This window comes from Streptomyces sp. YJ-C3 (assembly GCF_053891275.1).
In genome coordinates this window covers 6,727,921-6,749,079 of the sequence record NZ_CM132685.1, presented here as the reverse complement: position 1 = coordinate 6,749,079, position 21,159 = coordinate 6,727,921, and the positions used below count along the sequence as shown (strand labels likewise).

20 protein-coding genes are annotated in these 21,159 nt (G+C 72.4%); 15 read left to right on the top strand and 5 right to left on the bottom strand.

The genetic code is table 11. The features are described 5' to 3' along the window. The first annotated feature begins 10 nt into the window (after window positions 1-10). Window positions 11-955 carry a serine hydrolase gene (locus tag ACVHNB_RS30380; RefSeq protein WP_456226333.1) on the top strand — a complete coding sequence of 315 codons (945 nt, stop codon included), beginning with the start codon at window positions 11-13 and terminating at the stop codon, window positions 953-955. Here the strand turns inward: ACVHNB_RS30380 and ACVHNB_RS30375 are convergent. Beyond that, window positions 897-1,760: a DUF4184 family protein gene (locus ACVHNB_RS30375; protein WP_456226332.1), complete on the bottom strand. Its 864-nt coding sequence runs from the start codon at window positions 1,758-1,760 to the stop codon at window positions 897-899. The two genes, ACVHNB_RS30380 and ACVHNB_RS30375, sit on opposite strands and share 59 nt — an antisense overlap. 221 nt (window positions 1,761-1,981) lie before the next feature. On the opposite strand from ACVHNB_RS30375, the gene ACVHNB_RS30370 reads away from it, so the two are divergent. From ACVHNB_RS30370 to ACVHNB_RS30360, 3 genes are all read left to right on the top strand, one after another. Further along, window positions 1,982-3,718, top strand: a complete 1,737-nt coding sequence (locus ACVHNB_RS30370) for a lytic transglycosylase domain-containing protein (protein WP_456226331.1) — start codon at window positions 1,982-1,984, stop codon at window positions 3,716-3,718. Between the two features lie 157 nt (window positions 3,719-3,875). Further along, complete coding sequence (locus ACVHNB_RS30365; protein WP_428955336.1) at window positions 3,876-4,010, top strand: SPW_0924 family protein; 135 nt, start codon at window positions 3,876-3,878, stop codon at window positions 4,008-4,010. Between the two features lie 29 nt (window positions 4,011-4,039). Continuing rightward, entirely contained in the window at window positions 4,040-5,032 is a 993-nt protein-coding gene (locus ACVHNB_RS30360) for a DUF3068 domain-containing protein (RefSeq protein WP_428955337.1), read from the top strand. An 18-nt stretch (window positions 5,033-5,050) separates the two neighbouring features. Here the strand turns inward: ACVHNB_RS30360 and hrpB are convergent, their stop codons facing one another. Together hrpB and ACVHNB_RS30350 are read right to left on the bottom strand one after the other, a co-directional pair. Next, window positions 5,051-7,624, bottom strand: coding sequence for an ATP-dependent helicase HrpB (gene hrpB / locus ACVHNB_RS30355; RefSeq protein ID WP_456226330.1), 2,574 nt, complete (start codon window positions 7,622-7,624; stop codon window positions 5,051-5,053). A gap of 4 nt (window positions 7,625-7,628) precedes the next feature. Further along, entirely contained in the window at window positions 7,629-8,477 is an 849-nt protein-coding gene (locus ACVHNB_RS30350; RefSeq protein WP_428957696.1) for a class I SAM-dependent methyltransferase, read from the bottom strand. A 378-nt stretch (window positions 8,478-8,855) separates the two neighbouring features. On the opposite strand from ACVHNB_RS30350, the gene rpsA reads away from it, so the two are divergent. The 6 genes from rpsA (at window position 8,856) to ACVHNB_RS30320 (ending at window position 14,783) form a co-directional block, all read left to right on the top strand. Further along, window positions 8,856-10,358 (top strand): 30S ribosomal protein S1, encoded by a 1,503-nt coding sequence (gene rpsA, locus ACVHNB_RS30345; RefSeq protein ID WP_428955339.1) that lies wholly within the window; start codon window positions 8,856-8,858, stop codon window positions 10,356-10,358. Window positions 10,359-10,711: 353 nt separating this feature from the next. Further along, a complete protein-coding gene (locus ACVHNB_RS30340; RefSeq protein ID WP_456228968.1) occupies window positions 10,712-12,238 on the top strand; it encodes a flavin monoamine oxidase family protein in 1,527 nt (508 codons plus the stop codon). Window positions 12,239-12,340: 102 nt separating this feature from the next. Continuing rightward, window positions 12,341-13,279, top strand: a complete 939-nt coding sequence (locus ACVHNB_RS30335; RefSeq protein ID WP_428955340.1) for a PAC2 family protein — start codon at window positions 12,341-12,343, stop codon at window positions 13,277-13,279. A gap of 51 nt (window positions 13,280-13,330) precedes the next feature. Then, window positions 13,331-13,936, top strand: coding sequence for a dephospho-CoA kinase (gene coaE / locus ACVHNB_RS30330; protein WP_428955341.1), 606 nt, complete (start codon window positions 13,331-13,333; stop codon window positions 13,934-13,936). Continuing rightward, window positions 13,933-14,316, top strand: coding sequence for a hypothetical protein (locus ACVHNB_RS30325; protein ID WP_456226329.1), 384 nt, complete (start codon window positions 13,933-13,935; stop codon window positions 14,314-14,316). The genes coaE and ACVHNB_RS30325 overlap by 4 nt, the downstream gene beginning before the upstream one ends. A gap of 104 nt (window positions 14,317-14,420) precedes the next feature. Continuing rightward, entirely contained in the window at window positions 14,421-14,783 is a 363-nt protein-coding gene (locus ACVHNB_RS30320; protein ID WP_428955344.1) for a tetratricopeptide repeat protein, read from the top strand. A 31-nt stretch (window positions 14,784-14,814) separates the two neighbouring features. Here the strand turns inward: ACVHNB_RS30320 and ACVHNB_RS30315 are convergent, their stop codons facing one another. Beyond that, entirely contained in the window at window positions 14,815-15,087 is a 273-nt protein-coding gene (locus ACVHNB_RS30315) for a DUF6343 family protein (RefSeq protein WP_456226328.1), read from the bottom strand. A gap of 15 nt (window positions 15,088-15,102) precedes the next feature. Here ACVHNB_RS30315 and ACVHNB_RS30310 point away from each other — a divergent pair, with 15 nt between their 5' ends. The 3 genes from ACVHNB_RS30310 (at window position 15,103) to ACVHNB_RS30300 (ending at window position 17,431) form a co-directional block, all read left to right on the top strand. Then, the gene (locus tag ACVHNB_RS30310; protein ID WP_456226327.1) at window positions 15,103-16,173 is read left to right on the top strand and encodes an acyltransferase domain-containing protein; all 1,071 of its coding nucleotides are present in this window, start codon (window positions 15,103-15,105) and stop codon (window positions 16,171-16,173) included. After that, window positions 16,170-16,859 carry a class I SAM-dependent methyltransferase gene (locus tag ACVHNB_RS30305; protein ID WP_456226326.1) on the top strand — a complete coding sequence of 230 codons (690 nt, stop codon included), beginning with the start codon at window positions 16,170-16,172 and terminating at the stop codon, window positions 16,857-16,859. The genes ACVHNB_RS30310 and ACVHNB_RS30305 overlap by 4 nt, the downstream gene beginning before the upstream one ends. 149 nt (window positions 16,860-17,008) lie before the next feature. Continuing rightward, the gene (locus ACVHNB_RS30300; protein ID WP_456226325.1) at window positions 17,009-17,431 is read left to right on the top strand and encodes a DoxX family protein; all 423 of its coding nucleotides are present in this window, start codon (window positions 17,009-17,011) and stop codon (window positions 17,429-17,431) included. A gap of 56 nt (window positions 17,432-17,487) precedes the next feature. On the opposite strand, the gene ACVHNB_RS30295 is transcribed toward ACVHNB_RS30300, so the two are convergent. Further along, window positions 17,488-17,982, bottom strand: a complete 495-nt coding sequence (locus ACVHNB_RS30295; protein WP_456226324.1) for an RNA-binding S4 domain-containing protein — start codon at window positions 17,980-17,982, stop codon at window positions 17,488-17,490. Between the two features lie 115 nt (window positions 17,983-18,097). Between ACVHNB_RS30295 and ACVHNB_RS30290 the strand changes: the two genes are divergently transcribed. Then, entirely contained in the window at window positions 18,098-19,504 is a 1,407-nt protein-coding gene (locus ACVHNB_RS30290; protein ID WP_456226323.1) for a M20/M25/M40 family metallo-hydrolase, read from the top strand. Further along, entirely contained in the window at window positions 19,501-21,033 is a 1,533-nt protein-coding gene (locus tag ACVHNB_RS30285) for a YfcC family protein (protein ID WP_428955351.1), read from the top strand. Before ACVHNB_RS30290 ends, ACVHNB_RS30285 begins: the two co-directional genes overlap by 4 nt. Window positions 21,034-21,159: the final 126 nt, after the last annotated feature.

The window sequence follows — 21,159 nt, the reverse complement described above, 5'->3', positions numbered from 1 at the left end:
CCATGGGGCAATGCCGCCACAACCCCGCCGCAAGCACACCGCCCTCACGCTCCTGCTCGGCACCTCCCTGCTCGGGGCCTCCCTGCTCGGCACCGCCCCCACCGCGCAGGCCGCGGAGCGCAATCCCACCTGCCGCGCCCCCAAGAACCCCGCGCTCGCCAAGCAGCTCACCCGCGACCTGCGCAGCGCCCTCGCCGGCCGCCGCGGCACCGTCTCCGTCGCGCTGCACGACAACCGCACCAACCTGAACTGCACCCTCGACGCGGGCCTGAGCTACGACTCGGCGTCCATCGTGAAGGTCCTCATGCTGGAGGCCACCCTGCGCCGCGCCCAGCAGCGGGGCCGCCCCCTCACCCCGTGGGAGGGGCGCAACCTCCGCCCCATGATCCGCAGTTCGGACAACGCGGCCGCGAGCCGCCTGTGGAACGACCTCGGCCGCCCCTACCTGGCCGGTACGCTGCGCCGCGCCGGCACGACCCGCACCAGCCTCGGCCCGTACGGCTACTGGGGCCTGACCCGCACCACGGCCGCCGACCAGCTGCGCCTGCTCGGCGGGCTGACCGGACCCCGGCCGTTCGTCACGTACCGGGCCTACGGCCTGAAGCTGATGAGCGAGGTCAGGAAGGACCAGCGCTGGGGCGTGACCGCCGGCATGCCGCGCGGCCTGCGCGCCCACCTCAAGAACGGCTGGCTGCCCCGCGCCACCCACGGCTGGCGCATCCACAGCATCGGCGCGTTCACCGGCGGCGGCCGCACCTACCGCATCGCCGTCCTGTCCCACGACAACCCGTCCATGGCATACGGCGTGCGCACCGTGGAGCGTGTTGCCCAGGCCGTCCACCGGAACCTGAACAAGGGGCGCGCCGTCGCCCGCGGCCTCACCCCGGCCGACGAGATCAGCGAGCGTTCGGACGGCTCGGTTCCGCCGTGGGCGCCTGAACTCCCGCACCCGTAGGCCCTGCCGGACGCCCGGTCCGCCCCAGCGCCCTGACCGCCGCCGCGTACAGGACGAGGCCGAGCACGAGTCCCGCGCCCGCTCCGAAGCACAGCGTCGGGACGATCTCCCAGGGCTTCCAGGCGAGGCCCTCCTCGTCCACGTACGCGAGCCAGCGCACCACCCGCACCGCGCCGCAGCCGCACGCGCACCCGCCGATCAGGACGAGCGCCAGCCACCGATCCCGGACCGACGCGGCGGCGAGCCCGGCCGTGGCGGCGGCGCCGCGCACCGACCGCCACACGAACACCGCGATCACGCCCAGCGCGAGCGCCGAACTCCCGTACTGCGCGTACCAGTAGAGCGGTGACCCGGCGACGCTCTCGCCGAGCACCGGCAGGACCCGCGTCCCCCAGCGGTCGTGATGCGTGAACGCGTCCCAGACCACATGTGTCGTCGCCCCGATCGCCGCGGAGACGTACCACCACGCCCACCGGCGGCCGGCCCCGCCGCCCCGTCCCCCGGCCACCGTCCACACCCGGTCCCGCACCCGTCGCGGCAGCAGCGCGAGGACCGGCTCCCGGACCAGTCGCCACAGCGCCACCAGCGCGAGCGCGATCAGGACGTCCACCGTGAAGACCCCCGCGAAGGAGTGCGTGAACGTGCCGAACTCCATCGCCCCGGGCACCGCGCTCGCCGCGAAGTACGTGACGTCCGGCGCGAACGAGCCGGCCACGAGCAGCGACGGCACGAGCCGGCCGCGCCCCGAACCGTCGCGCCGAACGAACGGCAGCACAGCGGCGGCATGACTGATGGTGAACGGCACGGAACCCCCTGGGATCGAGAACGTGCGAGCGTGGAAGCGTACGACAGCGCGTACCTGATCAATCGGTGAATACCGGGCGCGAACAGGTGTCTGCGCGGCGGAAGTTGTCGTAGTGTCGGCTGGGTCCGTGCGCTGGGGAGTGCAGGGATCCGGTACGTCCCGCGATCCGGGGCGGGCCGGACAGACCGGCTTTGACGGGCTATACGGGAGGGGTTCGCGGTATGGCGGCGGTATTCGGCAGGCGGCTGCGCAGGGGTGCGATGACGGCCGCGGTCGCCGCCGCGGCGGTGGCGGCCCTGTCCGCGTCACAGGCTCCCGGCGTGACCCCTCCGCAGACGGGCGGCGGCAAGTCGGCCGCGGACCGCTCCGACGACCCGACGCCGCCCGGCGGCGCGACCGGACCGGACTACTTCACCGATCTGCCGCCGCTCGACAGCCCCACCGACGGTCCCAGCGCCTCGCCCGGGGGCGCGGGCAGCGGGGGCGCCGATTCGGGCATTCCCGCCACCGTCCTGGACGCCTACAAGAAGGCGGAGGCCGAGCTCGCGGCCAGCAAGCCGGGCTGCAACCTGCCGTGGCAGCTGCTGGCGGCGATCGGCAAGGTCGAGTCGGGCCAGGCGCGCGGCGGCAACGTCGACGCGAACGGCACGACGATCACCGCGATCCTCGGCCCGGTGCTGAACGGCAACGGCTTCGCGAAGATCACCGACACCGACGGCGGTTCGTACGACGGTGACACGGTGCACGACCGCGCCGTCGGCCCCATGCAGTTCATTCCGTCGACGTGGGAGTGGGCGGGCCGGGACGGCAACGGCGACGGCAAGAAGGACCCGAACAACATCTACGACGCGGCCCTCGCCGCCGGGCACTACCTGTGCCGTGCCGACCGTGACCTGTCCAACGCCGCGGACCTGAACAAGGCGATCCTCAGCTACAACAACTCCTCGGACTACCTGGCGACCGTCCTGTCCTGGCTGGAGTACTACCGCAAGGGCACGCACGAGGTCCCCAACGGCACCGGTGTCCTGCCGCGCAACCCCAGCGGCGGTGGCGGCAGCGGCGGAGCGAGCCCCTCGCCGAGCCCGACGCCGACCCCCACCCCGTCGCCCGACTCGCCCGGCACGTCGCCGAGCCCCGACAAGCCGGGCAAGCCCGGCGGCGGTTCCGGGAGCCCCGGACCGACGGACCCGCCCACCACCCCCACCCCCACGCCCACCCCCACCGAGACCGTCACCAAGCTCGCCGACGCGGACACCGGCAAGCTGACCGCGATGGCCGGCGACACCTTCGGCGAGCAGGTCGCGGTGCGCCCGCAGAACGCCAAGGGCAAGGGCGTCGCCAAGGTCAAGGTGCGGTTCGCGATCATCGGCGGGACGGACGCGAAGTTCGCGGGCGGCGCCGCGAGCGCCGTCGTCACCACGAACAGCTCGGGCGTGGCCACCGCGCCCAAGATCACCGCGGGCGAGAAGACCGGCGGGTTCACGGTCCGTGCCACCGTCGTGGGCCGCTCCCTGCCCGGTCTCGACTACACGGCGACCGTCACCGCCCGGGCCGCCGACAAGCTGGCCCGCACCAGCGACAAGGAGCTCACCTGCGTCGCCGGCGAGGCGTTCGCGGACGCCGTCGAGGTGAAGGCGACGTACAAGGGCGCCGTGGCCGACGGTGTCGCCGCGACCGCCACGCTCATCACGTCGGCCGACGACCCGGCCGAGGCGGACAAGGGCCCGTACTTCAAGGACGCGGACGGCAAGACGGTCCGCACCCTGAAGGACCTGAAGACCGACGCCGACGGAGTGCTCAAGCTGCCGAAGCTGTACGCGGACGACACGGCCGGCACGTTCCTGCTGCGGATCGACACGACCGGCGGCGGCACGCTCACCGTCGAGCTGAAGGTGACCGCGGCCCCGTCCGACGGCGCCTCCGGGACGCCGTCCGAGTCCGCGAGCCCCTCCGCGTAACGCCCGGCGCGCACAGCCCTCCGACCCCAGCGGGCCGGAGGGCTTCGTCGTGTGTGCAACGTGTTCTCATCTGGGCCCGGCATTGCTACGGTGCACCGACTCAGAGGCCTGACGCCTCATCAGATCCCGTGTGTCGCACGGTTCAGGGAGGTCGGACATGCGCGCCCTCGTCGCCGCGGCGATCGGACTCGCCGCCGCCTTCGCCCTCGTCCTCACCATCTCGGCGATCGGCTCGCCACCGGGCGAGACGTCCCCGAAGCCGCTGCTGACCACCGTCCCCGAACACCCGTAGCGCGACCGAAGTTGAGGAGGGCCGCCGAGATGCGCCGCAAGGCCAGCCTGATCCTGCTCGCCTTCGCCGTGTTCTTCACGGCGCTGTCCCCGCTGATGCGCTGGTACGCCTTCCCGCGCCTGGCGAAGATCCCGCCCAGCCAGTACCAGACGATGGTCCTGGAGGCGAAGAACGCGACCCTCATCGACTACGGCTCCATGCAGGCGAAGAAGGTCCCCAAGCTCACCGTCGTCCAGACCCTCAAGGGCAACGTCGAGGAGTCGGACAAGATCGAGAAGAGCGCCGGGCGGGACGTCGTCGTCTGGGACGGCCTGAGCTACATCGTGGGCCCCGACGGCACGTTCGTCTCCCAGATCCCCGAGCGCTACATCTTCGACGCGCACAGCCAGGAGCCCGTGCACGCCACCGGTGAGTCCGTCGACGGCGACCAGGTCACGCGCGAGGGCATCGAGTTCAAGTGGCCGTTCCTGACGGAGAAGCGGGACTACGAGTACTTCGACGCGCGCGCCCGCATCACCCGCCCCATCCACTACAAGGGCACCGAGGACTTCCGCGGCGTCACGGTCTACCGCTTCGAGCAGACCATCCCCTGGACGAAGGTCCCCTTCCCCAAGAAGCTCCCGGTGCAGGGCATCACCGCGGAATCGATCGCCAAGACCGGCACCCAGATGTGGTACACCACGGTCCGCACCTTCCTGGTCGATCCGACGACCGGCGCCCCCGTCTACGGCGAGGAGCAGCACAAGGAGGAGATGCGCGGCGGCACGCTGCTCGGCGGCCGCGACAAGGTCACCGCGTTCGCCGGCGACGTGAAGATGCGCGAGGACTTCATCAAGTCGACCGTCGACCTGGTCACGTCCCAGCGCACGCTCGTCCTGCTGCTCACCTCGTACCTGCCGTGGGGCTTCCTGGTCCTCGGCGTGCTGCTGCTCGCCCTCGCCCTGTGGCTGGAGGCCCGCGGCCGCCGGCCGGGCGAGCCGGAACCCCGGCCCGCGCAGGAGCCGGAGCCGGCCGGCGTCTGACCCCCGCCAACAGCCTTATCAGCGCCGGGGGTTGGTCCGCTTGGTCGCCGTCGCCGTGGCCGGGTCCTCCGGCCACGGGTGCTTCGGGTAGCGGCCCCGCAGATCGGCCCGCACCGCGCGGTAGCCGTCACGCCAGAAGGACACCAGGTCCGCCGTGACGGCGGCGGGCCGCCCGGCGGGGGAGAGGAGATGCACGAGCACCGGCACCCCGGCCACCCGCGGCGTCTCGTCCAGCCCGAACATCTCCTGCAGCTTCACCGCGAGCACGGGCTGCTCGGGGTCGGAGTAGTCGAGCCGGATCCGTGACCCGCTGGGCACCTCGATCCGCTCCGGCGCCAGTTCGTCGAACCGCGCCGCGGCGCCGCTCGCCCACGGCAGCAGCCGCTTCAGCGCCTGCCCCGCGTCGATCCGCCCCAGATCCGCCCGCCGCCGCGCCCGGCTCAGCTCGGGCTCCAGCCAGTCGTCCACGCGCGCGTACAGCCCGTCGTCGCTCACATCGGGCCAGGGCTCCCCGACGTGCCGCCGCACGAAGGCGAGCCGCTGCCGCAGCGCCCCGGCGTCCCGGTCCCACCGCAGCAGCCCGAGCCCCTCCCGCCGCAGCCCCGCCAGCAGCGCGTCGCGTACGAGACCGGGGGCGGGGTCCTTGAGCGGGCGCACGGCGAGCTCCACGGCACCGAGCCGGGTCACGTTCCGCGCCACCAACTCCCCATCGGCCCACGCCACTTCATCGCCCTCGGCATACAGCGAGGCGGCCGCCCGGCGGGCCACCTCCTCGTCCACGACCGCACCGAGCCGCACGCGCGCGTGCCCGGCCCCGACGGGCCGGTCGGCGACGGCGACCGCGATCCAGCCGGCCTGGCGCAGGGCGGACCCGTCCCCGATGTCCGCCCGCGTGCCCGACACCATCAGGTACGAGCCGCCGGACGCCCGGGCGATCCGCTCGGGGAAGGCGAGCGCGGCGACCAGGCCGGCCACCTGGTCGTCGCCGGTCGCGGCGGGCCCGGCGTGCGGCCCGCCCTCCTCCCGGCCCGCAGTAACGCTCTCACCGGCCGGCCCCGACAGCCGCCGGACCTCCTGCCGCCACCGGCCGGAGTACGCGTCACCCCCGCGCCGGGCACTGCGCAGTGCCGCGCCCAGATCGTCCCCGTACTCCCGCGGCGGCTCCTCGCTCAGCAGCGCCACGACCTCCGCCGCCCGCCGCGCCCCCACGGCCGGCGCCGCGTCGAGCAGCGCACGCCCCAGTCGCGGATGCAGCCCGAGCCGCGCCAGCCGCACCCCGCGGTCCGTCACCCGCCCCGACGCGGCGTCCACCGCGCCGACCGCCGTCAGCACGGACCGCGCCGCAGCCATCGCCCCGCCTGGCGGCGCGTCCAGCAGCGCGAGGCCCGCCGCCTCCGGATCGCCCCAGCACGCCACCTGCAGCGCGAACGCCGTCAGGTCCGCCACCTTGATCTCCGGCGCGGGGAACCGGGTGAGCCGCCCGTCCTCCGCCTCGTCCCAGCACCGGTACACCACACCCGGCGCCTCACGCCCGGCCCGGCCCGCCCGCTGCGCCCCGGCAGCCCGCGAGGCCCGTACGGTCGTCAGCGCGCTGAGCCCCCGCGCATGGTCCACCCGCGGCTCCCGGGCCAGCCCCGAATCCACCACGACCCGCACCCCGGGCACCGTCAGCGACGACTCCGCGACGGCCGTGGCGAGCACCACCCGCCGCCGCGTCCCCGCCGACAGCACCGCGTCCTGCACGGCGGCCGGAGCCCGCCCGTGCACCTGCAGCACATCGACGTCGCCGAGCTCCCCCAACTGCCCCGCGACCCGGGCGATCTCCCCGACGCCCGGCAGAAAACACAGCACGTCCCCGGCGCGCTCGGTGAGCGCCCGCCGCACCGTCGCCGCCACGTGCGACAGCAACGCCGGGTCCACCCGCATCCCGTGCGGCGGCCGCACCGGCCGCGCCGGCGGCGCCCAGACCACGTCGACGGGGTACGAGACACCCGCCGCCTCGACCACCGGCGCGCCCCCGAGCAGCCCCGCCCACCCCTCGGCGTCCGTCGTCGCCGACGCCGCGACCAGCTTCAGCTCCGGCCGCAGTGCTTCCCGTACGTCGCACAGGAAGGCCGCCACGGTGTCCGCGTCCAGATGCCGCTCGTGCACCTCGTCGAGCATGACGGCGTCGACACCGGCCAACTCCTGGTCCCGTTGCAGTCGTTGCAACAGCACACCCGTCGTGACGACCTCCACGCACGTGCGCGGCCCGACCGTCCGCTCGCCGCGCACCGTGTAGCCGACCCGCTCCCCGACCTTCTCGCCGAGCAGCCACGCCATCCGCCGCGCGGCCGCCCGCGCCGCGATCCGCCGGGGCTCCGCGACGATCACCCGGCGTACGGGCGCCCCGTCGTCCAGCAGCCCGGCGAGCACCAGCGGGACGAGGGTCGTCTTGCCGGTGCCCGGCGGGGCCACGAGCACCGCGGCCCCGCCCGCGTCGAGCGCGGCCCGCAGCGCGGGGAGCGCGGAGCGGACGGGAAGCGCGTCCAGAGCCCCGCAGCGCGGAGAGGGGGGTGAGGAAGGAGGGGGAGGGAAGGAAGGGGAGGTCACGCCCTCAGTCTCGTACGCACACGAAGATCGCCGTGCCCGGGATCAGGCTTCCGCGCAGCGGCGACCAGCCGCCCCACTCCTGCGTGTTCCATGCGGGCCACTCGGGCTCCACGAGGTCCACGAGGCGGAAACCGCCCGCCACCACGTCCCGCACCCGGTCCCCGACCGTGCGGTGGTGCTCGACGTACAGGGCCCGCCCCTCGTCGTCCTGCTCTACATAAGGAGTGCGGTCGAAGTAGGAGGCGGAGACGCTCAGCCCCTCCGGCCCCGGCTCGTCGGGGAACGCCCAGCGGATCGGGTGCGTCACCGAGAAGACGAAACGGCCGCCCGGGCGCAGCACCCGGTGCACCTCGCGCATCACCCGCACCTGGTCGGCGATGAAGGGCAGCGCCCCGTACGCGGAGCAGGCCAGGTCGAAGGAGCCGTCGAGGAAGGGGAGCGCCCCGGCGTCCGCCTCCACCAGCGGCACCTTCCCGCCGTCGATGCGCAGCGCGTGCTGCAGCTGGCGGTGCGAGAGGTCGAGGGCGACGGGCCGCGCGCCCTGGGCGGCCAGCCAGCGCGAGCACTGCGCGGCGCCGGCGCCGATCTCCAGGATGTCCTTGCCGGCCAAGTCCTCGACCGGGCCGAGCAGCTCGGCCTCCACCTCGTCGAGCCCGTCGGGGCCCCAGACGAAGCGGTCGTCGCCGAGGAACGTGCCGTGCTCGATCTGGTACTCGTCCGCGTTGCGGTCCCACCAGCCGCGGTTGGCCCGCGCACTCTCCGTGGTGCCGGCGTCACGCCGGGTCGCCGTCGACTCGTCGTCCACCGACGCGTCCGGCTCGTGCGCTTCGATTGGTCCGGACTCTTGGATGATCGGCTCCCTCGTCGTACTCTTCCGTCCAACCCGTCACGGGAGGCTGTCCACAGCGGGCGCTGCGGCCCTCGTAGCCTCGTGCGACAGGTTTTGTGCCGGGTATGCGGCGATCCGCCCCGGGTGTGCGCCTTCGCGCATTGACCCTGCCCGGCAGCCCCCGTATGCTACAAGTTGCGCTGCGGGCCTGCGCACCTCAGACATAGCAGGCTGTGCTCGCATCTGTTGCATGTCCCCTCGGTTGTCGAGGCGCCCCCATGGTCGTGGAGATCGTGACCACGGGTTCGGCGCCTCCTAGGCTGTCCGGCTTCTTCGGTGCGAAACAGGTCCCGGCGTAGCAGTACCCACCGACTTTCAATGTCCGCCGGAGCCCTTTCCCACATGACGAGCAGCACCGAGACCACCGCCACCACCCCGCAGGTTGCGGTCAACGACATCGGTAACGAGGAAGCTTTCCTCGCCGCCATCGACGAGACGATCAAGTACTTCAACGATGGCGACATCGTCGACGGCGTCATCGTCAAGGTTGACCGGGACGAGGTCCTCCTCGACATCGGTTACAAGACCGAAGGTGTCATCCCGAGCCGCGAGCTCTCGATCAAGCACGACGTCGACCCGAACGAGGTCGTCGCGGTCGGTGACGAGATCGAGGCCCTGGTTCTCCAGAAGGAGGACAAGGAAGGCCGTCTGATCCTGTCCAAGAAGCGCGCTCAGTACGAGCGTGCCTGGGGCACGATCGAGAAGATCAAGGAAGAAGACGGCATCGTCACCGGTACCGTCATCGAGGTCGTCAAGGGTGGTCTCATCCTCGACATCGGCCTCCGTGGCTTCCTGCCGGCCTCCCTCGTCGAGATGCGCCGCGTTCGCGACCTCCAGCCGTACGTGGGCAAGGAGCTCGAGGCGAAGATCATCGAGCTGGACAAGAACCGCAACAACGTGGTCCTGTCCCGCCGTGCCTGGCTCGAGCAGACCCAGTCCGAGGTCCGCCAGACGTTCCTCACGACCCTCCAGAAGGGTCAGGTCCGCTCCGGCGTCGTGTCCTCCATCGTCAACTTCGGTGCCTTCGTGGACCTGGGTGGCGTCGACGGTCTGGTGCACGTCTCCGAGCTGTCCTGGAAGCACATCGACCACCCGTCCGAGGTTGTCGAGGTCGGCCAGGAAGTCACCGTCGAGGTCCTCGACGTGGACATGGACCGCGAGCGTGTCTCCCTGTCGCTGAAGGCGACGCAGGAGGACCCGTGGCAGCAGTTCGCCCGTACCCACCAGATCGGCCAGGTCGTCCCGGGTAAGGTCACGAAGCTGGTTCCGTTCGGTGCGTTCGTCCGCGTGGACGAGGGCATCGAGGGTCTGGTCCACATCTCCGAGCTGGCCGAGCGCCACGTGGAGATCCCGGAGCAGGTCGTCCAGGTCAACGACGAGATCTTCGTCAAGGTCATCGACATCGACCTCGAGCGTCGCCGCATCAGCCTCTCGCTGAAGCAGGCCAACGAGGCCTTCGGCGCCGACCCGTCGGTCGTCGAGTTCGACCCGACCCTGTACGGCATGGCCGCGTCCTACGACGACCAGGGCAACTACATCTACCCCGAGGGCTTCGACCCCGAGACCAACGACTGGCTCGAGGGCTTCGAGACCCAGCGCGAGGTCTGGGAGACGCAGTACGCCGAGGCGCAGCAGCGCTTCGAGCAGCACCAGGCCCAGGTCATCAAGTCCCGCGAGGCCGACGCCCAGGCCGAGGCCGAGGGTGCCGTCGCCGGCGCCGGTGCGGCTCCGGCCGCCTCCGGTGGCGGTTCGTACTCCTCGGAGTCGGACGACAACTCCGGCGCCCTGGCGTCGGACGAGGCGCTCGCCGCTCTGCGCGAGAAGCTGGCCGGCGGCCAGAGCTGAATCGCTCTGCGCTAGCAGGTAGTTGAACAGTGGGCCCGCACCTTTTGGTGCGGGCCCACTGTCGTGCTGTTCCGCCTGCGCGCCGCGGGGCTTCTTCGGCGGTCGCGGGCGTCTCCGCCGTGCGTGGCTGTTCGCGCCGTTCCCCGCGCCCCTTTCGGGCGCAGCGAAACTTGGCCGATACAACAGTTGCCGTTGGTGCGTAACAGAGCCTTGCCACCATCCCCGGGTCAAGAAGATCGCTCAGATCTCGAGGGGAGCCGGCACAAATGGCAGGAACACAGCAGACGGCAGGTACGGGGGCCAGTCGGCGGGCCTTCCTCCGCAACGTCGGTCTGACCGGCGGCGCGGGCGCCATGTTCGCCACGATGGGCGCCCTGGGGCTCGCCCCCACGGCGCAGGCCGCGCAGCGTGAACTCCCTTACCGCGCACCGCGCCCCGGGGACTTCACGCTGACCGGGCGGGGCGCCGCGAAGGTGGTGATCGTGGGCGGCGGCATCGCCGGGCTCGCCACCGCCTACGAACTGGGCAAGGCGGGCTACGACTGTACGGTCCTGGAGGCCAGGGACCGCACCGGAGGCCGCAACTTCACCGTGCGGGGCGGCGATTCGACCGTCGACCTGTACGGCAACAAGCAGACCGCGCGCTTCAGCGACGGGCAGTACATGAACGCGGGCCCGGCCCGGCTGCCGCAGTGGATGGTGACCCTCGACTACTGTCGCGAACTCGGCGTCCCCATCGAGGTGTTCACGAACACGAACGCCGACGCCTATCTCTTCAACGAGTCCGCGGGCATGACCGAGCCGGTGCGCTACCGCACCGCCAAGGCCGACGTCTACGGCTATGTGTCGGAGCTCCTCGCCAAGGCGTCCGACAAGGGAGCCCTCGACAAGGAGCTGACCGCCTCCGACCAGGACCGGCTGGTCGAGTTCCTGAAGGACTTCGGTGAGCTGGGGGACAAGCTCACGTACGAGGGCGGGGACCGGCGGGGCTACACCACCGTGCCGGCCGCCACCGGCACCCCGGGCGTGCTGCTCGGCGGCGTACCGTCCGCGTCCGAGGTGTTCGCCAGCGGGGTCGGGCGCTACTTCTCCTTCGAATTCGGCTTCGACCAGGCCATGTTGATGTTCCAGCCGGTCGGCGGCATGGACCGGATACCGAGAGCGCTGACCGAGGCCATCGGCGGGCACAAGGTGCGCACCGGCGCCGTCGTCAGAAGGATCACCGACACGGGCGACGGCGTGCGGGTCACCTACACGCAGGGCGGGCGCACCCGCTCCCTGGAGGCCGACTTCTGCGTCGGCGCGCTGCCGCCCAACATCCTGGCCAAGATCCCGCACAACCTCGGCTCCGGCGTGCAGAGCGCCCTGGAGGCCATCACGCCGCAGTCCGCCGGCAAGATCGGCCTGGAGTACAAGTCCCGCTGGTGGGAGCTGGATCACCGGATCTACGGCGGCATCACCGAGACCGACATGGACCTCAGCCACATCTGGCACCCGTCGTACGGATTCCACGGCGAACGCGGCGTCATGATCGGCTACTACAACTACGGCGCCGACGCGGACGCCTACGCGAAGCTGACGCCGAAGGCCCGGGAGACGCGCGCCGTCGCGCAGGGCGTGAAGATCTACGGCGAGAAGTACCGCACGGAACTCGCCACGTCGTTCTCGCACCACTGGCGGCAGACCCCGCACCTGGAGGGCGCCTGGCACAACACCCCCGGCGGCCCCGACGACCCGCGCTACAAGCCGCTCAACGAGCCGAGCGGGCGCGTCTACTTCGCCGGGGACTGGCTGAGCTACACCGACGCCTGGCAGCACGGCGCGTTCACGTCCGCGCGGCGGGCCGTGAGCAAGCTGCACGCGCGCGTGATGGCCGGCTGAGTGCCGGGAGTCACGTAAGAGGCTGCTGAGAATGGGCGCGGGCGGGAATGCCCGCGCCCTCCTCACGCGTTCTTCGGATGAACACGAGGAGGAGCGGTCACAGTGCTTGATGCGCAGGATCTGTACACATGGGAGCCGAAGGGCCTCGCCGTGGTGGACATGGCGCTCGCCCAGGAGTCCGCCGGCCTTGTCATGCTTTATCACTTCGACGGATACATCGACGCGGGGGAGACCGGCGACCAGATCGTCGAGCGGCTCCTCGACTCACTGCCCCACCAGCTCGTGGCGCGTTTCGACCACGACCGCCTGGTGGACTACCGGGCCCGACGCCCGTTGCTCACCTTCCGGCGCGACCGATGGACCGAGTACGAGGTGCCCTCGATCGAGGTGCGGCTCGTCCAGGACGCCACCGGCGCCCCCTTCCTGCTGCTGTCCGGCCCCGAGCCGGACGTCGAGTGGGAGCGGTTCGCGGCGGCCGTCCAGCAGATCGTGGAGCGGCTCGGGGTGCGCCTCGCGGTGAACTTCCACGGGATCCCGATGGGCGTCCCGCACACCCGCCCGGTCGGTCTCACCCCGCACGGCAACCGCACGGAGCTGGTCCCCGGGCACCGCAGCCCGTTCGACGAGGCGCAGGTGCCGGGCAGCGCCGAGGCGCTGGTCGAGTACCGGCTGATGGAGGCCGGGTTCGACGTCCTCGGCGTCGCCGCGCACGTGCCGCACTACATCGCGCGCTCCGCGTACCCGGACGCCGCGCTCACCGTCCTGGAGGCGATCACCGCCGCGACCGGGCTCGTGCTCCCGGGCATCGCGCACGGTCTGCGCACGGACGCGCACCGTACGCAGACGGAGATCGACCGGCAGATCCAGGAGGGCGACGAGGAGCTGGTCTCGCTCGTGCAGGGCCTCGAGCACCAGTACGACGCGGCCGCCGGCGCCGAGTCCCGGGGCAACATGCTGGCCGAGCCGATGGACATCCCGTCCGCCGACGAGATCGGACAGGAATTCGAGAAGTTCCTGGCCGAGCGGGAAGGCGATGCCTGAGCGCGGCCCCTGGGGCAGCTGATGCGCCGGGCAGGCCCTAAGCTTCCGCTCATGTTGAAGGTGGGGTTGACCGGCGGCATCGGCGCCGGGAAGAGCGAGGTGTCCCGGCTGCTCGTGGAGCGCGGTGCCGTCCTGATCGACGCCGACCGGATCGCGCGCGAGGTCGTCGAGCCCGGCACGCCGGGGCTCGCGGCCGTCGTCGAGGCGTTCGGCGACGAGGTGCTCACCCCGGACGGCAGCCTCGACCGGCCGAAGCTCGGCTCGATCGTCTTCGCCGATCCGGACCGGCTCGCCGTCCTCAACAAGATCGTGCACCCGCTGGTCGGCGCCCGGTCCGCCGAACTGGAGGGCACCGCGGGCCCCGGCTCCGTGGTGATCCACGACGTGCCGCTGCTCACCGAGAACGGGCTCGCCCCCTTCTACGACCTGGTGATCGTCGTCGACACGAGCCCCGCGACCCAGCTCGACCGGCTGACCCGGCTGCGCGGCATGACCGAGGAGGACGCGCGGGCCCGGATGGCCGCGCAGGCCACCCGCGAGCAGCGCCGCGAGATCGCCGACGTCGTGATCGACAACGACGTCCCCCTGGAGCGGCTGACGGAGCAGGTCGACGCGGTCTGGGCGGACCTGCTGCGCCGGGCCCGCGCCACCACGTGATCGTCCTCGCCGCGCTCACCGCCATCGGCGGTCTCGTCGCGCTGATCGCCGGGGCGTACGGGCTCCGGCACACCCGCCGGATCCGGACCTCGGGCAATGTCGTGCAGGCCCTGGTCAAGCCGCCGCAGCCGGGCACGGACCGGCCGCTGCTGCAGTTCGAGACCCGGGACGGGCGGGTCATAGAGGTCGTCTCGCCGGTGGCGCCCGGCAAGGGGCGTCCGCTGCCCCCGGGGGGTGTCGTCGGCCTGGCCTACGACACCGAGGACCCCCGCGAGACCGTGGTGCTCGGCAGGGAACGGCCCGGCGTCGACCGCGGATTCATGATCGCCGGGGCAGCGCTGGTGCTCACGGGCATGGTGCTCGCGGTGGCTCTGAGCTGAGGGCGCCGGGGCGGGTGTCCGGAGCGTGGTCCCCGGGCAGGAATAGCCCTTACGGTCCGCGGTGTTGACGTGATCGACAGGTCGACACCAGAAGGGAGTTCACCGTGCCCGACGCCACCCCGGAGACGCACGTCATCGACTACCGCGCAGCCGAGCAGCTGCTGGCCGCGCGTGATCCGCGTGGCGCGGTGAAGCTTCTGGACGACGTGATCGCGGCCCACCCGGAGAACACGGCGGCCCGGCTGCTCAGGGCCCGTGCCTTCTTCGCCGCGGCCCAACTGCGCGCCGCCGAGCTGGAGTTCTCGATCGTCCTGGAGCGCGAGCCGGACAACGCGTTCGCGCACTTCGCCCTGGCCCGCACGTACGAGCGGTGGGCGCGCCCGCAGCAGGCCCGCCGGCACTTCCGCCTCGCCGCCGCCCTCGACCCGCAGCCGGAGTACCTGGCCGCGGCCCGCTTCGACGACTGAGCGCCCAGGGCGGCGGCGCCTCTCGATCCGGTCAGGGCGCCCTTCGGTACGGTGGGACGTCGCGGCCGGGCTGGTAGTGCGGTCCCTGGCGGATGTGGCGCAGGATCATGAACAGGTCGACCGTCGTGACCAGCCACAGGACGCCGCAGGCCAGCGCCCACCACGGGCGGTGCGCCAGCAGGAAGGCGACGGTGCCGAAGACCGTCCAGACCAGGCCGAACAGGGCCAGGCCGAGCCGCAGCCGCAGGGGGCTGCGTGCGGTGACCGGCTCGTCACCCGTACGCACCGGATGCGCCAGACGCATGGTCACCATCCCCTCATGACGAAGAGGCTCCCCTTCCAGGGTGCCACGATCGAAGGAGCGGGCGTGCTGGACGTACTCAAGGGCGACGAGGCGTGCGCCGACTGGCTGGCGGCCCTGGACGACCCGGCGATACCCGCCCTGACCGCCGAGCTGCCCGGCGCGCTCGACCTGCCCGACGTACTCCTCGACCTGGCCGTACCCCACGAGGACATCAACGAACTGCTGCGCCTGCGCGCCGAGTTGCTGGCGTCGCCGGAACTGCGGGCGCTGCTCGGGCGGGCGGTCAGCGGACTGCTGTGGCGCACGGACGAGCCGGGGCGGGGGACGGGCCTGCCGGACTTCCCTGCGGCGGCCGGGGCCATGGGCCGCTGCTTCGCCGTGTTCGTGTTCATCGCCGCGCTGCCGCACACACGGGCCCACCACCGCGAGCGCGGCATCCCCGACGACGTGTCCCGGCGCGCCCTGGCCGACCTCGGCCGCAATCTCGCCGTGCACCGCAGGCGGTTCGGTACGACGGGCCTGCTCGTGCCGTGGTGGCCGACCCGGCACTTCCGGGGCGAGCTCTACCAGTTGGGGCGGCTGCAGTTCGAGCGGGTGCGCCTGGGGCGGCGTACGGCGGAACGGCTCGCGGCAGCGGGCGTGGTGGCCGGCCCCGGCGACGCGGCGCTCAGCGTGCACATCCCGGACTTCCGCGGACCCATGTCGCCCGAGGCGTGCGACGACTCGATCGCACGGGCCCGGCGGTTCTTCGCGCGGCATTTCCCCGAGGAGCCCCCACGGCATGCCGTCTGCCATTCCTGGCTTCTGGACCGGCAGTTGAGGCAGTACCTCCCGGCCGACTCCAACATCATCCGCTTCCAGGACCGGTTCGACATCGTGCACGCGGCCGAGGAACCGGAGGACGACACCCCGGTCGCGTTCGTCTTCGGCGGCACCGAGACCCCGCGCGACCTGCTGCCGCGCCGCACCGGCGTGCAGCGGGCCGTCCTCGGACATCTCGACGCGGGCGGGCACTGGTACCCGGGGCACGGCTGGTTCGCGCTGGAGCGGAACGGTGCCGGGCGGCCGTTCGTTCCCGGTGCATGAGCCTTGAGATGCGCAAGGGGTACGAGGGGACGGGGCCGGGCGCGATCACGCCCGACGGCTGTGCGGTCGAGCTGTACTCACGACTGCCCGAGGAAGGCGAGACGGAGATCATCGCGGGCGCCGTGCCCGCGGCCGCCACGCTGCTCGAACTCGGCTGCGGGGTGGGCCGGGTGACGCACTCACTGGTGGAGCACGGGTTCACCGTGACGGCGGTGGACGAGTCGGCGGAGATGCTGGAGCGGGTGCGGGGCGCGCGCACCGTGCGCAGCACCATCGAGGGTCTCGACCTCGGGGAGAAGTTCGACGTGGTGATGCTCGCGTCGATCCTGGTGAACACCGGGGACCCGGCGGTCCGGCGCGGGATGCTCGACGCGTGCCGGCGCCACGTCGCCGACGACGGGTGCGTGCTGATCCAGCGCGAGCGCGACGGGGCGCACGAGAACCTGCCGCGCGAGCACGTCGTGCCGGGCGGCCCCGTCATCACCAAGCAGTCCTCGGTGCCCGTCGGCGACGGGGTGCGCTCGGTGAAGGTCGAGTACGTGTTCCCGGACGCCGTGTGGACCCAGACGTACCGGATCCGCCCGATGACGGTCGAGGAGTTCGAACAGGCCCTCGCGGAGGCCGACTTGAAGGCCGACTGCTATCTGACGCAGGACAGCTCATGGGTGCGGGTGGTGCCCGTGTGACGTCGGCGGGCCGTCGGGCGCCGGGCGGACCGGTGGACCCGCGGCAGGTGTTCGGCGGGCTTTCGGCGGTGCGATGAGTTCCGGCGGCGGCTCCGGTCTTATCCGGTGACAGTGACCGACCGCTCGCCCTCACCGCACAGGAGACCGCCATGACGCACCTCGCCGCCGCTGCCGCCCCCGTCCGCTCCCGTCGTGCCCGGATCGCGCTGCGCACGACCGCGATCGTGCTCGCGGCGTTCTTCGGCATCGCCAGCGCCCTGCCCAAGCTGCTCGCGCTGCCCGCCGCGGCCGACGCGTTCCACACGATCGGCTGGGGAGCGGCGGGGATGTACGCGATCGGCGTGCTCGAACTCGCCGGTGCCATCGGCCTGTTGGTGCCGGTGCTGGCCGGGGTGACGCCGATCGCGCTGAGCGCGCTCATGGTCGGCGCCTGCGTCACGCAGATCGTCGCCTTCGACGGGGAGAACGCGGCGACACCGCTGATCCTGATGATCCCGCTCGTCGTCCTGGCCCGGGCGCACCGGGACCGCAACCGGGAGCTGGCGGCGCTGCTGCTGAGGCGCGGCGCCTGAGCGTGCGGGGCCCCTGAGCGCCCCGCGAGCCGGGGCCCACCGCGGTGGGCCCCGGCTCAGTGCTGCCCGGTGTCGGGCTCGGCGTCCGGTCCGGGACCCTGCCCGAAGATCCCGCGCAGCCGCTCCAGTTCCCGGCGGTCCCGCTTCGTCGGGCGGCCCGTGCCGCGGTCGCGGACCCCGACCGGGGCGACGACCTCGCGCGGCGGGGGCGGCGGGGAGTTGTCGACGTAGGCCTCGACGGCCACCGGCGCGCCGACCCGCTTGCGGATCAGCCGCTTGACCACCACCAGGCGCTCCCGCCCGCCCGGCTGGCGCAGCCGGACCTCGTCGCCGACGCGCAGCGCGTACGCGGGCTTCACGCTCGTCCCGTTGACCTTGACGTGGCCGCCCTTGCAGGCCGCGGCGCCCGCCGAGCGCGTCTTGACCAGGCGCACGGCCCAGATCCAGCTGTCCACCCGCACGCTCTCGCCGCCGGCCGGAGCCGCCGCCCGCACGGCACTCACCGGGTCCGGCGCCTTCGACGTCCCTGATGTCTCCTTCTGCGCTGCCATGCGTCGACCCTAGTACCGTCCTCGCCCCCGTCGGCGAGCCCTGGACGGACCACCCCCGCCCAGACCGGATAATCCGGGCAAACCGCATGTAGTCGACAGTGAGGGGCGCCCCGTCATGGCCGTGATGGACCCGGACGACGACCGGCAGGACCTGCAGGCCGAGGTCGACCAGTTGATGGAGGGACTGCGCTCCGATCTGGAGCGGCTCGCCGCCATCCCGTCGATCGCCTTCCCCGGCTTCCCGGCCGAACCGGTGCAGGAGGCCCACGACCTGCTCGTCGGCCTGCTGCACGACGCGGGCGTGGAGCACGTGGAGCGCATCGACCTGCCCGACACGGCACCGGTGATCTTCGGCGAGATCCCGCCGCCGACCCCGGACGCCCCGACCGTGCTGCTCTACTCCCACTACGACGTGCAGCCCCCGGGCGACGAGAGCCTGTGGCGGTCGCCGCCGTTCGAGCCGACGCCCGTCGAGGAGGCCGGCGAGGGCGGCCTGCGGGCCCGCGGCATCGCCGACGACAAGTCGAACGTCATCGCCCACCTAGGCATGCTCCGCGTCTTCGGCGGCCGTCCGCCCGTCGGCGTCAAGATCGTCTTCGAGGGGCAGGAGGAGTACGGCAGCCCCTTCGACGGCTATCCGCCCACCGACCCCGAGCGGTTCGCCTGCGACGCCATGGTCATCGCCGACCTGGGGAACCTGCGGCCGGGCACCCCCACCCTCACCACCGGGCTGCGCGGTGCCGCCGAGGTCACCGTCGAGGTCCGCACCCTCCAGGAGCCGCGCCACAGCGGCGAGTTCGGCGGCGCGGCACCCGACGCGCTGCTCGTCCTCCTCAAGGCCCTGTCCACGCTCCACGACGTGCACGGCGACGTCGCCGTCGAGGGCCTGCGCCGCGACGAGTGGACCGGCACCAGCTACACCGAGGACGAGTTCCGCGACCTCGCGGGCGTCGAGGCGGGCCTCCCGCTCATCGGCAGCGGCACCCTCGGCGAACGCCTGTGGAGCGGCCCCGCGATCACCGTCATCGGCCTGGACGCCCCGAGCGTGGAGCACGCCGCGTCGGCCGTCGTCCCGTACGCCCGCGCCAAGCTGAACCTGCGCTTCCACCCGCTCCAGGACCCGCACGAGGCGCAGGCCAGGCTCGTCGACCACCTCGCCGCCCTCAAGCCGTTCGGCATCCCGCTGACCGTCACCCCCGGCGACACCGGACCCGGCTACGAGGCGGCGACCGGCGGCCCCGCCTACCGCGCCGCCCGCGCCGCGCTCAAGCAGGCCTGGGGCACCGACGCCTCGTACGTCGCGACCGGCGGCTCCATCCCCCTGGTCAACGGCCTCGCCCAGGCCGCGCCGAACGCCGAGGTCCTGCTCTTCGGCGCCCAGGACAGCATGTGCAACCTGCACGCCCCGAACGAACGCGTCCTCTTCTCCGAGCTGCGCGCCACGGTCGTCGCGATGTGCGCGTTCGTCCGGGAGTACGCCGCGCACTTCAAAGGGGACCTCAAGGGCGGGGCCGCGTCATGAGCACGCAGACGGAGACGCCCGAGCGGCAACAGCCGCCGGCGAAGAAGAAGTTCACCTTCCCCAGCGCCCTGACCGTCCTCGCCGTCGTCACCCTCGCGGTCTGGATCCTCGCCTTCCTCATCCCCTCCGGCCAGTACGACCGGGGCGGTGACGGTGCCCCGGTCGAGGGCACCTACCACCGCGTCGATTCCGGCCAGTCGTTCGTCGACCGGCTCAACGACCTCTTCCTCTCCCCGGTCAACGGCCTGTACGGCATCCAGGACCTCAAGACGTCCCTGGTCGGCCCGGACAACTCCGGTGACCTGTACGGCAGCGCGGGCGTCTTCCTCTTCGTGCTCGCCATCGGCGCCTTCATCACCGTCGTCTTCGCCACCGGCGCCCTCGACCGAGGCATCGGCCGCCTCGCCCACCGGCTGCGCGACCGCGGGGCCCTGCTCATCGCGGGTGTCATGGTCGTCTTCTCGGTGCTCGGCACGGTCGAGGGCTTCGCCGAGGAGACCCTCGGGTTCTACGGCCTGATCGTGCCGCTCATGCTCGCGCTCGGCTACGACCGGATGACGGCGGTCGGCGCGATCATCCTCGGCGCGGGCGTCGGCGTCCTGTGCTCCACGGTCAACCCCTTCGCCACCGGCGTCGCCTCGTCCGCCGCGGACATCTCCCTCGGCGACGGCATCGCGCTCCGCTTCGTGATGTGGTTCGTGCTGACCGCGGTCACGGTCGCGTACGTCATCCGCTACGCCCAGCGCGTCCGGAAGAACCCGGACCGCTCGCTGTCCGGGTTCCTGCCGGGCGACAAGGACCGCGACAAGGCGGCGTCCGACGCGGCCGAGGTACCCGAACTGACCACGCTGCACAAGGCGGTCCTGGTCGTCACGGCCCTGGTCTTCGCCTTCATGATCTTCTCGGTGGTGCCCTGGGCGAGCGCCCTGACCGGCAAGGCCGACGCGACTCCGTACGGCTTCGAACTCGGCTGGTCCTTCCCGCAGTTGGCTGCGCTGTTCCTGTGCGCGGCCGTGCTCGTCGGGCTCGTCGCGCGCATGGGGGAGCAGAAGCTCAGCTCGACGATCATCCAGGGCGCCGCCGACTTCGTCTCCCCGGCGCTCGTCATCCTGCTGGCCCGCGGCGTCACCGTGATCATGAACAACTCCAAGATCACGGACACGGTGCTGCACGCCATCGAGGGCGTCGTGAAGGGCACCTCGTCCGGCATCTTCGCGATCATCGTCTTCGTCGTGAACCTGCCGCTGGCCTTCCTCATCCCGTCCACGTCCGGGCACGCCACGCTCGCCATGCCGATCCTCGCGCCGCTCGCCGACTTCGCCGGCGTCTCGCGCGCGGTCGTCGTCACCGCGTGGCAGGCGGCCAGCGGCTGGATGAACCTGTGGGTGCCGACCACCGCCGTCACCATCGGCGGCGTGGCCCTCGCCAAGGTCGGCTACGACAGGTACCTGCGGTTCGTCTGGCCCCTGCTGGCGCTGCTGTTCCTCCTCATCTGCGCCTTCGTCGCGCTGGGGGCCGCGTTCACGTAGCCCTGTGGCCGGGCGGTGCCGCGGCCCCGCCCGGCCTTCGCCCGTGGAGATGCTCAGCGCCGCGGCCACGGGAGCGGGCCCGCCGGTGTCAGCCGAACGGAGCAGCAGATCAGGAACGGACAGGTG